The 14,356-nt window shown below is 42.9% G+C and carries 11 protein-coding genes; 4 read left to right on the top strand and 7 right to left on the bottom strand.

The features are described 5' to 3' along the window. Positions 1 to 127: 127 nt before the first annotated feature. The 3 genes from AC1DUD_RS05045 to ppnP all read right to left on the bottom strand — a co-directional run bounded on the left by AC1DUD_RS05045 (position 128) and on the right by ppnP (position 6,912). Positions 128 to 1,606 (bottom strand): glutamate synthase subunit beta, encoded by a 1,479-nt coding sequence (locus AC1DUD_RS05045; RefSeq protein ID WP_477372249.1) that lies wholly within the window; start codon positions 1,604 to 1,606, stop codon positions 128 to 130. A 3-nt stretch (positions 1,607 to 1,609) separates the two neighbouring features. Then, on the bottom strand, positions 1,610 to 6,127 hold the full coding sequence (gene gltB, locus AC1DUD_RS05040) for a glutamate synthase large subunit (protein ID WP_477372247.1): 4,518 nt from the start codon (positions 6,125 to 6,127) through the stop codon (positions 1,610 to 1,612). Positions 6,128 to 6,630: 503 nt separating this feature from the next. After that, positions 6,631 to 6,912, bottom strand: coding sequence for a pyrimidine/purine nucleoside phosphorylase (ppnP, locus tag AC1DUD_RS05035; protein WP_477372245.1), 282 nt, complete (start codon positions 6,910 to 6,912; stop codon positions 6,631 to 6,633). Between the two features lie 164 nt (positions 6,913 to 7,076). On the opposite strand from ppnP, the gene AC1DUD_RS05030 reads away from it, so the two are divergent. Beyond that, positions 7,077 to 7,643: a hypothetical protein gene (locus tag AC1DUD_RS05030; RefSeq protein ID WP_477372243.1), complete on the top strand. Its 567-nt coding sequence runs from the start codon at positions 7,077 to 7,079 to the stop codon at positions 7,641 to 7,643. A gap of 77 nt (positions 7,644 to 7,720) precedes the next feature. Here the strand turns inward: AC1DUD_RS05030 and AC1DUD_RS05025 are convergent, their stop codons facing one another. Further along, on the bottom strand, positions 7,721 to 8,194 hold the full coding sequence (locus AC1DUD_RS05025; protein WP_477372241.1) for a hypothetical protein: 474 nt from the start codon (positions 8,192 to 8,194) through the stop codon (positions 7,721 to 7,723). Between the two features lie 231 nt (positions 8,195 to 8,425). Between AC1DUD_RS05025 and AC1DUD_RS05020 the strand changes: the two genes are divergently transcribed. Then, positions 8,426 to 8,977, top strand: coding sequence for a sugar O-acetyltransferase (locus AC1DUD_RS05020; protein WP_477372239.1), 552 nt, complete (start codon positions 8,426 to 8,428; stop codon positions 8,975 to 8,977). Positions 8,978 to 9,109: 132 nt separating this feature from the next. Here AC1DUD_RS05020 and AC1DUD_RS05015 read toward each other — a convergent pair whose 3' ends face one another. The 3 genes from AC1DUD_RS05015 to AC1DUD_RS05005 are packed head-to-tail and all read right to left on the bottom strand — an operon-like array spanning position 9,110 to position 11,066. Continuing rightward, positions 9,110 to 9,895, bottom strand: coding sequence for a DUF817 domain-containing protein (locus AC1DUD_RS05015; protein ID WP_477372236.1), 786 nt, complete (start codon positions 9,893 to 9,895; stop codon positions 9,110 to 9,112). A gap of 3 nt (positions 9,896 to 9,898) precedes the next feature. Next, on the bottom strand, positions 9,899 to 10,669 hold the full coding sequence (locus AC1DUD_RS05010) for an oxygenase MpaB family protein (RefSeq protein ID WP_477372234.1): 771 nt from the start codon (positions 10,667 to 10,669) through the stop codon (positions 9,899 to 9,901). Position 10,670: 1 nt separating this feature from the next. Next, positions 10,671 to 11,066, bottom strand: coding sequence for a ribosomal maturation YjgA family protein (locus AC1DUD_RS05005; protein ID WP_477372232.1), 396 nt, complete (start codon positions 11,064 to 11,066; stop codon positions 10,671 to 10,673). 234 nt (positions 11,067 to 11,300) lie between these two features. Between AC1DUD_RS05005 and AC1DUD_RS05000 the strand changes: the two genes are divergently transcribed. Both AC1DUD_RS05000 and AC1DUD_RS04995 read left to right on the top strand, forming a co-directional pair. Beyond that, positions 11,301 to 11,864, top strand: coding sequence for a KilA-N domain-containing protein (locus AC1DUD_RS05000; protein ID WP_477372230.1), 564 nt, complete (start codon positions 11,301 to 11,303; stop codon positions 11,862 to 11,864). A 440-nt stretch (positions 11,865 to 12,304) separates the two neighbouring features. Continuing rightward, the gene (locus AC1DUD_RS04995; RefSeq protein WP_477372228.1) at positions 12,305 to 14,239 is read left to right on the top strand and encodes an LTA synthase family protein; all 1,935 of its coding nucleotides are present in this window, start codon (positions 12,305 to 12,307) and stop codon (positions 14,237 to 14,239) included. The last annotated feature ends 117 nt before the right edge of the window (positions 14,240 to 14,356 follow it).

Here is a 14,356-nt window from a genome sequence, read left to right as displayed (position 1 = left end):
GTTTAAGGCAGCTGCTACGGAGTAAAACAACAAAGCCGGGCAATTGCCCGGCTTCATAATTAAAACAATATGATAAGGAGATATCTGCGAAAGATGTTAACCAATCTCTAACCTCCAATCTCTAACATTAAAACACCTGGTCAAACTGGTTAACAGCATCTTTGCTTTCCAGCAGGGAGTGCCCCATTAAAAACTCATCAACCTTGCGGGCGGCTTCGCGGCCTTCAGATATAGCCCAAACAACCAATGATTGTCCGCGGCGCATATCGCCTGCTGTAAATACTTTGCTTACGTTGGTGCGGTAAATGCCTTCTTTGGCTTTAACGTTCTTACGTTCGTCAATATCAACACCAAGCTGACTAATGAATGTCTCATGCTGCGGATGTAAAAAGCCCATAGCCAGGAATACACGTTGACAAGGGATTTCACGTTCCGAACCTTCAATAACATGGAATTTTACCGGGCGGCCCATAAAATCTTGTTCCCATTCTACATCAACTACTTTCAGCGCACGCAGGTTACCTTGCTCATCACCCAAAAACTCTAAAGTGTTAACACCCCAGAAACGGTCTGCACCTTCTTCGTGCGAGCTGGTAGTTTTAAGTACCATTGGGTAAGTAGGCCATGGCATGTGCTGTGTACGCTGAGCCGGCGGCTGGAACATCACCTCAAATTGTTTAACAGAAGCGGCTCCCTGGCGGTTTGAAGTGCCCACACAGTCAGATCCGGTATCACCACCACCAATTACTACTACATCTTTACCGGTAGCTATAATTTCTTCAGCGGTAACTTCAATATTGCTTACGCGTTTGTTTTGCTGTTTCAGGAAGTCCATTGCAAAATGGATGCCTTTTAACTCGCGGCCCGGAATGTGCAGGTTACGAGGAATGGTTGAACCGCCTGCCAATATCACGGCATCGTTATTACGTACCAGTTCATCGGCAGCAACGTTTACACCAACCTCGCTGTTGTATTTAAATACAACACCATCTTTCTCCATTACTTCCACACGGCGTTCAACAACCCATTTCTCTAATTTAAAGTCGGGGATGCCGTAGCGTAATAAACCACCTGCACGGTCGTCACGTTCGTAAACGGTAACGGCATGGCCAACTTTTACCAGTTGGGCTGCTGCGGCAAGACCTGCAGGGCCTGAACCTACAACTGCTACCTTTTTGCCTGTTTTAACAAGCGGGGCAGTTGGTTTTACCAGGTTTTTCTCGTAAGCGATCTCGATGATATGGCGCTCAATTTCCTCAATAGCTACAGGCGGTTTGTTGATGCCTAACACGCATGCCGATTCGCATGGAGCAGGGCAGATCCGGCCTGTAAACTCAGGGAAGTTATTAGTTGATGATAATATATGGTAGGCTTCTTCCCAGTTTTTACGATACACCGCATCGTTAAACTCAGGGATGATGTTACCGAGCGGGCATCCCGAATGGCAGAAAGGGATACCGCAATTCATACACCTTGCCGATTGCTGGTTAAGCTTCTCTTCGGTGTATAAATTAACAAATTCGTTATAATTCTTAACGCGTTCAGCAGCCGGAACTTTTGATGGAAGTTCGCGATTAAACTCCTGAAATCCTGTAGGTTTTCCCATTTCTTAGCCTATAGTTTGATATTGTAATTTCTCTAAAACTTTTTTATACTCTCTTGGATATACCTTCACAAACTGTGTCGAAGCTTCGTTCCAGTTGTTCAGGATCTGTTGTGCAAGCTTGCTGCCTGTTAAGGTGATGTGCTTACGCAGCAGGGTAAGGATCTGCTCTTCATCCTGAACACTTAGCGGATCAAGGTCAACCATTTCGGTATTGCAGTTTTCGGCAAAAGAACCTTCGGGGTTATAAACCCAAGCTATACCACCGCTCATACCGGCTGCAAAGTTGCGGCCTGTTTTACCAAGGATGAGTGCACGGCCACCTGTCATGTATTCGCAACCGTGATCGCCAATACCTTCAACAACTGTTGTAGCACCTGAGTTACGTACCGCGAAACGTTCGCCGGCCATACCGCCGATGAACAGCTCACCTGATGTAGCGCCGTAAAGGGCTACGTTACCGATAATGATGTTATCTTCGGGGGTGAAAGTTGCGTTAGCTGCCTGGTAAACCGCTATCTGTGCACCTGAAAGGCCTTTACCTACGTAATCATTTGCTTCACCTTCCAATTCAAATGAGATACCTTTGGTAGCAAAAGCAGCGAAGCTTTGACCTGCCGAGCCTTTGAACTTGTAGTTGATGGTATTATCAGGTAAACCTGCCGAACCGTATACTTTCGAGATCTCGTTTGATAACAGGGTACCGATAGTACGGTTAACGTTGATCACATCAAATGAAGCAAATACCGGGGTTTTATCTTCAATGGCCTGTTTTGCGGTTTCCCACAGTTTCCAGTCAAGGATATCGGCCATGCCATGATCCTGTGATTCGCTGTTGTACAAGGTCATGCCTTTGGAGTTGGTAACCGGGTGCAGGATGCCGCTAAGGTCGATCTTTTTGGCTTTCCAGCTTTGCAGGTTATCTTTCACTTTCAGGAACTGTACGCGGCCAACCATTTCATGAATGGTACGGAAACCAAGCTCGGCCATGATCTCGCGTAACTCCTGGGCCATAAAGCGGAACAGGTTAACAACGTGCTCTGGTTTGCCCGAGAATAATTTGCGCAGTTCAGGATCTTGTGTGGCAACACCTACAGGGCAGGTATTTAAATGGCATTTACGCATCATGATACAGCCGCCAGCAACAAGGGCAGCAGTAGCTACACCCCATTCTTCGGCACCCATCAGGGCTGCGATAGCCAAATCCCTACCGGTTTTCAGCTGGCCATCTGTTTGCAATACCACACGGCTGCGCAGTTTGTTGCGTACCAGTGTTTGGTGGGCTTCAGTTAAGCCAAGCTCCCAAGGCAAGCCAGCATGTTTGATGGAGCTTATTGGCGATGCACCTGTACCGCCATCATAGCCGGCAATCAGGATCACATCGGCGTGTGCTTTGGCAACACCGGCTGCAATAGTACCTACACCTGCTTTTGATACCAATTTAACGTTGATACGGGCAGCACGGTTGGCATTTTTAAGGTCGAAGATGAGCTGTGCCAAATCTTCGATAGAGTAAATATCATGGTGCGGAGGAGGAGAGATCAAACCTACACCCGGCGTAGAGTGACGGGTTTTAGCGATCCAATCGTCAACCTTGTGGCCCGGCAGCTGACCGCCTTCGCCTGGTTTTGCGCCCTGCGCCATTTTTATCTGTAACTCGTCGGCATTAGTAAGGTAGTTTGAGGTAACCCCAAAACGGCCTGAAGCCACTTGTTTGATAGCCGAACGTAACGAATCGCCGTTTGGCAATTTGTCGTAACGCATTTCGTCCTCACCGCCTTCGCCAGTGTTACTTTTACCGCCAATTCGGTTCATGGCAATGGCCATAGTACTGTGCGCCTCGTGCGAGATAGAGCCGAATGACATCGCACCTGTAGCGAAACGTTTCATAATGCTTTCGGCCGGTTCAACCTCATCAATGCTGATAGATTCGCGGTGGTGGGCAAAATCAAGCAGGCCACGGATGGTGAAATGCTTTTCAGTTTGCTCGTTAACCACTTTAGCGTAGTTTTTGTAAACCTCGTAGTTATTGCTGCGGGTAGCATGCTGCAACAAGTGAACGGTAGTAGGGTTAAACAAGTGGGCTTCGCCTCGGCGTTTCCACTGGTAAATACCACCTTCAGGCAGCAGGTTATCGGCACCTTTGGCCTCAAAGCCCATTTTATGTTTGCAAAGTGCTTCGCGGGCAATTTCGTCAAGGCCTAAACCGCCTATACGGGTAACCGCACCATGGAAGTATTTGTCAACAACAGTTTTATTAATACCAAGGATCTCGAATACCTGGGCACCATGGTATGACTGTAATGTGGAGATCCCCATTTTCGAGAAGATCTTCAACAAGCCATCGTTAATAGATTTAACGTAGTTATTTCGCAGTTTTTTAATATCATAACTGGTTTCAAGGCTGCCATTGTCCTTCAGTGTTTCGATAGTTGAAAGCGCCAGGTATGGGTTAATGGCAGTAGCACCAAAGGCCAGTAAGCAGGCAAAGTGGTGTACTTCCCAGGCATCACCGGTTTCAACTACCAGGCCTACAGCGCCACGGCGGCCCTTGCGGATCAGGTGGTGGTGTACGGCAGATACAGCCAGCAGGGTAGGGATAGGGGCGTGCTCAGAGTCAACCGCACGGTCCGAAAGGATCAATACCTCAAAGCCGTCATCAACAGCATCTTCGGCATAACGGCAAAGCCTTGCAATACCTTTTTCCAATGAACCAGGCAGGCCATCAGCCTTAAAGTAAGTTTGAAGCGTTTTAGCGTGGAACAGGCCTGTATCGATACTACGCAGTTTCTCTAACTGGTGGTTTTTCAATATCGGGTGTTTCAATACTACGCAATGACAATGCATTTTATCTTCATCCAGCAGGTTGCCATTGTTACCAATGAAGGTAGCAAGGCTCATCACCAAACGCTCACGGATCGGGTCGATAGGTGGGTTGGTTACCTGTGCGAAGAATTGTTTGAAATAACTTGACAGGTGCTGAGGTTTGTCGGAAAGGATAGCCAAAGGCACATCGGTACCCATTGAGCCTACCGGTTCTTTACCATCAAGCGCCATTGGTTTAATAATGGTGTCGATATCCTCGCGGCTGTAACCAAATACCTGCTGGTAACGGTATACCGAAGCTTCAGACAGGTTGGCGAAAGCCAAACGCGGCTCAGTAAGTTCGCTCAGGTTAATTTTATAGTTTTCCAACCAACGGCCATAAGGCTGTTGTGATGCAACTTGTTTCTTGATTTCCTCATCGGTGATGATACGGCCTTTTTCAGTATCGATCAACAGCATTTTACCAGGCTGTAAACGGCCTTTGCGTAAAACCGTGCTTTCGTCGATAGCTAAAGTACCGGCTTCTGATGCAGCAATAGCGCGGCCATCATTGGTTATTACATAACGCAATGGACGCAAGCCGTTACGGTCAAGCAGGGCACCTACCAGTTTACCATCGGTAAAGGTAATAGCTGCCGGGCCATCCCATGGCTCCATCAGGGTAGCGTGAAACTCGTAGAATGCTTTTTTAAGCGGATCCATGGCTTCGTTACCATCCCATGCCTCAGGTACCAGCATCATCATTACGTGTGGCAATGAACGACCGGAATGCAACAGGATCTCGATGATATTATCTAAACAGGCCGAGTCCGACTGGTTGTTATCTATCACAGGCAGCAGCATTTCCATTTCTTCGGCAGTAAAGTATGACGAAGCATATGATTTCAGGCCTGCATAAAACCAGTTCAGGTTACCTGTTAAGGTATTGATCTCGCCGTTATGCGCAATTAAGCGGAACGGCTGGGCCAGTTTCCATGAAGGGAAAGTATTGGTTGAGAAACGCGAGTGGATCATGGCAAAGCCCGATGCAATACGCGGATCAGAAAGGTCGGCATAATATTTACGCAGCTGGTACGTAGTAAGCTGTCCTTTGTAAATGATTGTTTTACAGCTTAATGATGTAAAATAAAAATTATCAGAAGCACCGGCTACAGTTTCGGTAATGGTTTTGTTGATATACCTTCTGAGCACGAATAGTTTACGCTCAAAATCATCGGCATTGGTAATATGATGCGGCCTTGCAATATAAATTTGCTCCACATCAGGTTCGGCCTGGCGTGCTGTTTCACCAATAACTGATGAATCAACAGTGAGTTTACGCTCGCCAAGTTTATGTAAGCCTAATTTTTCAATAGCGTTGTTAATAATATTACGGCAGGCCTTCTTTTGGGCCGAATCCTTTGGTAAGAAAATCATACCTACACCATACTCACCGGGTTCCGGCAGGCTGATCTCAAGGTTTGAGCATTCTTCCATTAAAAATTCATGGGGCAATTGTATTAAAATACCCGCACCGTCCCCGCTTTCGGGGTCGCATCCGCACGCACCACGGTGTTCCATGTTTTCGAGCATGGTTAACGCGTTATCAATGATCTGGTTGGCTTTATGACCGTTTATATTGGCTATAAATCCCGTTCCGCACGAATCGTGTTCAAATTCCGGTCTGTAAAGACCCTGGTGGCTATCAGTTTGATCCATTGTTTAAATTAAACCGTTTATAATTTTATAAGGGGTGTAACCACGAAGTTACCAAAACTCAAATAAATTATAAAATTTACGGTAATTTTTAAAGATTTCTAAAAAATCAATTATTTAAATCATGTTTATTTAACATTATCTCAACAAAAAGAGATAAATATTATGATGTACAAAATGAAAGTACGAAAAAAATTATTTAGAATCAATATAAAGTTGCAGTAATTATGCTTAATTCATTTATTAAAGCTGCAAACTATGCTATAACCAAATAAAATTTTGCTGCTTTTATCTATGTGGATGGTAGAAATTTGGAGAAGTCCGTAAGTCCGAAGAGGATAATTTAATAACGGTTACCTAATTAATCAGGGAAATGAATCCGGTGAATCCATTAATCCTAAAAAATCCCGGTTCAAAATTTTTGTCCGAATCAGAATTTACAGAATTTTAAAATTAACAAGATGCATTCTGAAAATTCTCTAATTCTGTAAATTCTGATTCAGACATTACCTATAAGTACACAGATATGAACTCTGCACTTCTGTTTTTACTTTAAATGATGTGTTGGCTTCAATTTCAAATGTTTGTCCGCCTGTAAATGTTTGCCATTTGTCGGTTGCGGGAAGCAGGGCCTCAAGACTGCCTTCAATTACTGTCATGGTTTCGTGGCTTGATGTGCCAAATTCGTATTCGCCAGGTTCAATAACGCCAATGGTTGAGCGGCCCTGCGGGGTAGTGTATGCCAGTGATTTAACGGCGCCTTCAAAATATTCGTTTACGTTGATCATGTTTAAAAATTTCGGCCTAATATGGTTAAATAAAATGATTTGTGTTATAATTGGGGCTTAACTATTGAAAGCCGCCGCATCGGCGAATGTTAAAATATGTGAAAAAAGTAATTTCCGTTGTGATTATTACTTCTTAAACATCGTTATTTGCATAAAATTTATATATGAGGAAAATCCAACTATTAATGCTGTTCGTTTTGTCAGCTATAATATTCCAGGGCTGTAAAAAGGACGTTGTTACTTCTGCTTCTACCACTTCCGACCAAATACTTGCTGCTACTATCAATGGTACATCATGGATCCCCGATGATGTTACTGCCACCATAAATTATGATGCTAATGCTAAAACAAAGACATTTAATGTAGTGGGCACTACCGATCTGAAAAGGGTAAAATGGACTATTACATTAAGTGACGCTAATGCCACTAATGTTAATACTTTTCCGATATCAACTTATAAAGTTGATGCTACAGATAAAGTAAAAATGGCCTATTTTACATCAACAAGCGGAACATCCTATAATCAGGTAGGAACCGTTGAACCGGGCTCAGGTACTATCATAATTACATCTATAGATCCAACAAAAAATGTAATAACAGGTACTTATAATTTGACCACAAAAAAGGTAAATTATAATGACGATGGTTCCATAGCATCCATTGAAACATCGCAGGTATTAGGTGGTACTTTTACTAATTTGCCTTATACCTTTACTCAAGCGAGTAACTAAACGAAATTGACAAATAATAACAAGAACGCCCCGGGTTAAAATATCCCGGGGCGTTTTTGTTTAAAACGAACTTGAAATTACTGGGTTGGGCCAAAGTTTGACGGCCTGGTTGGGTTCGACGGATTAGGCGTAGTCGGGCTTGGAATCGTTGGGCTCGACGGATTAGGTGTCGGGCTTGGCGTTGTTGGGCTCGGCGTATTTGGTGTGTTTGGTTGCGGCACCGGGTTAGGGGTGTTAGGTGTTGGTGAAGGGTTTGGTGTTGGCGTTGGGGTAGGCGCAGGTGTCGGCGTCGGCACAGGCATAGGGACCCGGTTTGGATCAGTCGGTACTGGTGCAGGTGTTGGATTCGGATTTGGCGCCGGATCGGTTGGTTTGGGTATAGGTACCGGTGTTTTTGGCTTCTTTTTATTTTTACCGGGTACGGTATCAGTCGCCATTGTATACTTTACTATGGTGGCGCCATCATTTTGAGGCTTGTGACCATTTGCTAATGCTAAAGAGCCGGCTAATGACAGGGCAATAGCTGCGGCTGTTATTCTTAAATTCTTCATTTTTTCTTTAATTTATTAAAAATTAACTATTAGTATAACTTGCATTGGCGTTAATAGTTTTAAATTTAAAAAAGCTGTATTGTTAACCTGTAATTGTTAGCTTTTAAAAGCAATGATTTACATAATAGGATAGCGATTACCGCATGGTGAGCGGTTAATGTCATATTGGTAATACGGTGTTATATTGCCAGTAAGCCCTATATTTGCAACCAATACCTGTAAACACTACCGATGACCGAACTTGAAAAAATGATATCCGGCGAGCTGTATAATGCCGGGGATGCCGAACTTGTTGCTGCCCGTTCAAAAGCCCGCCAACTGTTTACCCAATATAATGCTGCCGGTTATGACGATAAGGAAACCAAAACTGCGCTGTTAAAACAGCTGTTAGGAAACTTTAAGGGGAATATTGATATTCAATCGCCTTTTTACTGTGATTATGGTTTTAATATAACAGCAGGTGATAATCTGTTTTTGAACTTTAACTGCATTATACTGGATTGTGCGCGCGTTACCTTTGGCGATAATGTTTTCCTGGCACCCAACGTGCAGCTTTATACCGCCTATCACCCGGTAATTGCCAGCGAGAGAATTAAAGGCCCTGAATATGCTGCGCCTATCACTATTGGCAACAATGTGTGGCTTGGCGGCGGTGTAATTGTTTGTCCCGGAGTTACTATAGGTGATAATACTACCATAGGTGCAGGAAGTGTAGTAACCAAAGATATCCCTGCCAATGTAGTGGCCGTCGGAAACCCCTGCCGGGTGATCAAAGAGCTTTGATTTGAGAATTTCGGATTTCGGATTTCGGATTTCGAATTAGACGGAGTTTCACGTAAAGACGCGAAGGCGCTAAGAAAGAAGTCCCCTTTGCGGCTTAGCGCCTTTGCGTGAAATTAATGAAGCAGGCATTGTTTAAATCGATAATGCCGGGGATGGCTTCACGCTCTCTTTTAAGAATTTTAATTCGGCAACAATGATAAAGCTTACAATTACCAGGAAAGCCCATGAGCTTATTTTCTGGTAGTTGACCACTGTCCATGCTTGGTGCTGGTAAGCATAACGCCAGGCGCCAAGCCGGGTAGCTATGTTTTCGGCAAGCCAGATGAAAAAGCCGATGAGTAAAAATGACGATATGGTGGGCATGCGGTAAGCCTGACCTTGTAAGTGAAAAACTACAACCGAACGCCTGAAAAAATAAAGGATCAATACGCCTATGCCATAACGGACATCCGGCATAAAATGATTGCTGAAAAAATTAAGGTATATTAAAACGCCTATAGTACGGGCAATGTGCCGGTTGGGCCAGTTTTGTATTTGCAGGTTAAGCCTTCGCCAGGCCTGGCACATGTAGCTGGCAACACTTGCATACATAAAGCCGCTGTATAGCGGAACGCCGCCAATTTTCAAATAAGCAAATTCAGGATAAGCCCATGAGCCATAATGAACCTTAAAAAGCTCCATCATTAACCCGAGCAGGTGAAATATGCAGATCACCAGCACTTCATCTTTAGTTTCGATCCCGGTATAATATAAAGCCGCCTGGATAAGCAGGCAGGCTATCAACATAAAATCATACCGGGGCAAAATGCCTGCAAACAGGTGCGAAAGTGCCAGCATTGTAAATACCAAAATCGGGAATATGCAGGAGAGTGCCTGCTGCAACACGAAGGCCCCGAAGTGTTTGATAATTGTTTTCATGGATCAGTTTAAAATATATGCCTTGTCCATTCCCTGGATCTGAACTTTGTATTGCTCTGGCAAAAGGGCATCCCTTAAAAACTTTCCGGGTTTAATGTTTTTTACTGCCTTGTATACTTTTAATACAGGCCAAAGCCAGGCTATTTTACCCAAGGGCAGTTGCTGGCCGATCTGCGCAGGGACGGTAAGTAACTGTGCCTGCTTCAAGATCTGGTAACGGAGAAAGCCAAGGTGTTTTCTGTATTGATGATACAGGTCAATAGTAAAAGTGCTGTTAACCAAATTGCATTCAAGGTGTTCTTTGCGCATTTGCAGATAGTGATGATAATCTTTTGGCAGACTGGTTAGCTGCATCTGTTTGCCAACCTTATAAAACACATTAAACACTTCGGTTTTTTCGGCTATGCTCAAAGGCCTTTCCAATAGCTCATGTGAGCGGATGGAGAGATCAATCAAGAGGAAGAGTACATCGCGATAAGCCCAGTCGGGTATTTGGGAGCCGCGGGCGCTTTCAACGCCTTTATGTATAGCGTTTATTTTATCAATTGCCTTTAACGCCGCTTCGCGCTCCGAAAAAAGGATCTGCCGCGAATAAGCAACGGTGCTGAACAGGCGGGTCAGGGGATCGGCCGGGAGCTTGCCTGTGAAATAAAGCCAGTCGACAGCCTTATTTAAAGCAAATTCCGCAGCGGCTCCGGCAAAAATGAACAGGATGGTATCTGCCTTACCCCAAATTTTGCGCACTATCGAATGTTCATCTACAAAATAGTCCATATTATATAATTTTAGTTTTTGGTAAGTTATTGGGTTGACTGTAAAGCAGTTCGATGCTTATCACTATAGATATACCAATGGTGTAACACAGCATATCACCCCAGGAAAATGAATGCCCAAGCAGTATGCCAGCCACTTTTGAGTTTTGTAAGTTGAGGTAGCTAAGTAGATTAAAGTACTGCGATATCTCAACTATATATGAAAAGATCAGTGTACCGAAGGCTGTTTTTAGCCATGGTGTTTTGAATAAGCTTTTTATAAGGCAATAAATAAGGATAACTACTAAAAGATCGCCTCCGAAAGGGCGGATAAGCCGATCATGCAGATATACGCCGATAAGTACCTCGGTTATGAAGAGGATGAGTGTTAAAATGAGGTATGATCTGTTGAATTTCATTTGTATTAAAAGTACTTTGTATTTCAAAGTTAACGGAATATTTTGAGCTTTGCAACAGGAGTGGTAAAGTTTTATTTGAGTGGTGACGCGTTTTCCTGATCAGACGGGCTATTATTAATTGCTAATTTTTGTGGTTTTTTATGAAGATTTAATTTTTTATGCTAATTTTTGTAGTTTTTAAAATAGCTATTGGTATACTTGCATGTTAATTAATACATATTTTAGAGAAGACGTATGGTAAATGCAGTTTTTGAATTTGATTTCAATAATCAGGTTATTGAGTTTGATATAAGTGATAAAGATTTAATGATAAATGCCACAGAGATGGGCAAAATCTTTGAAAAAAGTCCGACCGAGTTTTTAAAGCTGAAACAAACCAAAGATTTTATTGAAGAGCTCAAAAATTTGCCATTGCCCTTTAATGAGTCGAATTTTGAGGGTAACCATGTTAATAACCAGGCCGATTTAGAATCAATGATATTTGTGAATAAAACAGATGGCCTTTGGATGTGTGAGATTCTGGCGCTAAAGTTTGCAGGCTGGTTAAATCCTAAATTTGAGGTTTGGGTTTATAGTACCATACGTGAGTTTTTACCTAATTTAAGGGATAATAATGAGGCTTATAAACAAATTGTAAAGTTTGAAGATCAGTTGGATAAGCTGGTTAAAAAATTACAGGGCAATGCCGATTTTCAGTCTTATATGCTATTGCAGGAAAAATTGAAAAAACTTCCTTACCGGATCAAACGAAATAACCAGGCCACTTTACGACAATACAGGCAGTTAAAAGCTATATAATTTACAGGAGAGGGTGGGTTTAAATTGCCTTAGCGTTCAGGGAAATCGCTTTAAAAAAACGTGGCACCTAACGGAGCCAATATATTGGGTACAAAATGTCTATAAACACGATAATCCTACGGAGTTTAAAGCAATTGATACACTCCGCAGGAGTATCGTGTTTATAGGAAACAAAATGGAAACTTTAAGGCTCCGTTAGGTGCCCCGTGTTTATTATTGATTTTAAAAGTGGTCCCTGCCTCCTCCTGTTCTCTTTCTCCCTCCTCAATATTTAACAACTCATTTGCTAACCTAATGTCATTAAATCGCTGTTGATTTAGTATTAAATAATTGTTATTCTATTTTTTTTACTTTCGCTTTTTATTAGCTCCCGGTGAAAACCAGGTTTGATCTTTTCCTGCTGATCCGACCTTGGGGGAAACTAAAAGCAACGTGTTTTCATGGAAAGTAAATTAAGGTTGGCCGAATATAAAGTGCTTTTATACAGGCTGTTTTTGGGGTATTTGTTCTACTTTATTGCAAGGTTGTTATTCTTTGCTTTTAATACACACCTGTTTGCTGTAGATAGCTTTTGGGTACTGCTTAAGTTATGCTATTATGGAATGGCTTTTGACACTACGGCGCTACTTTATATCAACAGCCTGTTCATTTTACTCAGTGTTTTGCCGCTGACTATAAACAGCCACCCAAAGTTTCAAAAGAGTATGGCTATCCTGTACTTTGTTACCAACTTGCTTGCCTACGCTACCAACTTTGTTGATATTATTTACTATCGCTTTAGCCAGGTACGCTCAACCAAGGCAACGCTTGATGTATTGGCCGATGAAAATAATAAGAAACTGTTGTTCACTCATTTTTCTGAAGCCTATTGGTATGTGATCATCATATTTATATTGTGCTCAGTTTGCTGGATCTGGCTATATAAAGCTGTGAAGTTGAAGCCTGTCGTGGTAAAGGATAAGAAAATATATTTTCTATCATCCATAGTATCTTTTCTGCTCATCCTTACACTGGTTATCGGAGGAATCCGGGGCGATTTTGCACACAGTACCAGGCCAATCAATATGGTTGATGCTTACAAGCACATCACTGTACCTAACCAGGGCGATATTGTGCTGAATACTCCTTTCGCTGTTTTCCGGACATTAGGTACCAATAATTACAAACTTCAGCACTGGGTGAACGAGGCATACATCAGCAGTAACATCAAACCCGTTAAACAGTATAATACAAGGCCGGCCAGTAAACCTAATGTGGTGATCATTATACTGGAAAGTATGGCCCGCGAGTATTGGGGCTGCATGAACCGCAATGTTAATATCCCTGGATTTAAATCATATACGCCGTTTTTGGATTCGCTCTCCAACAGCAGTCTTATATTTACTAATGCCTATGCAACCGGCCGGCAATCAATTCATGCTGTATCGTCGGTAATAGCAGGGATTCCTTCGTTTCAAAACGCTTTTACCTCTTCTCCTTATGCCAAGCAAAAAATCCAGTCGGTAGTGTCCATTTGTGATAGTATGGGCTATCAAACCTCATTCTTTCACGGGGCGGCAAACGGGTCGATGGGCTTTCAGGGTTTTGGCAGTATTTTGGGCTATCAGCACTATTATGGCCGTACCGAATATAACGATGATAAAGATTTTGACGGGATCTGGGGTATTTGGGACGAGCATTTTTTCCCGTTTATGGGACGCACGCTGAGCTCTCAGAAACAACCTTTTATGGCTACGCTTTTTACGCTTTCCTCTCACGACCCTTATCAACTACCCGAAAAATACAAAGAAAGGTTTAAGGGCGGTCCGCTGGCTATTGATAAATGTGTTCAGTATACGGATAATTCCCTGCGGATCTTCTTTAATTATGCCAAAACGCAGCCCTGGTTCAGTAACACCATTTTTGTGATCACGGCCGATCATACCAGTCAAACCTATTACCCTGAATACAGCAAGCAGATTAACCGTTTCGCAGTACCTATTTTGTTTTATAGTGCCAATAATGCTTATAATCTAAAAGGCGTTCGTACTGATCTGGCATCGCAAATGGATATTTATCCAACCGTGGTCGATCTGATCGGTTATAACAAACCCTTTAGATCATGGGGCAGGAGTTTGGTAAGTAACCTACCCGATGAGCAGCCCAAAGTGATCAACTCAACAGGCAATATCTACCAGTTTATGCAGGGTAATTATACCTATCTGTTTGATGGGAAAAACTTCACCGGCATTTTTGCTGTAGCCGATAAAGGATTGGAGAAAAACCTGAACACTGCCCAACCAAATGCCGAAATGCAAAAAGGAATGCTGGATTGTAAGGCGCAAATACAAGATTATACAAATAGGATTGTAAACGGGAAGCTGGTAGCTAAGTAACAGGGAAGCATCTTAACTTCTTGCATTAATATTTCAAGTCCCGATCAATAGTTTAGCTATGTATGGGGGTTATATAATTCTCAAACATTACCTAAGGTAATATACCGATTTCTATCC

The sequence above is a fragment of the Mucilaginibacter sp. P4_A11 genome, assembly GCF_056402535.1.
The sequence above is the reverse complement of the archived record's forward strand: the minus strand, read 5'-3'. Positions and strand labels throughout refer to the sequence as shown.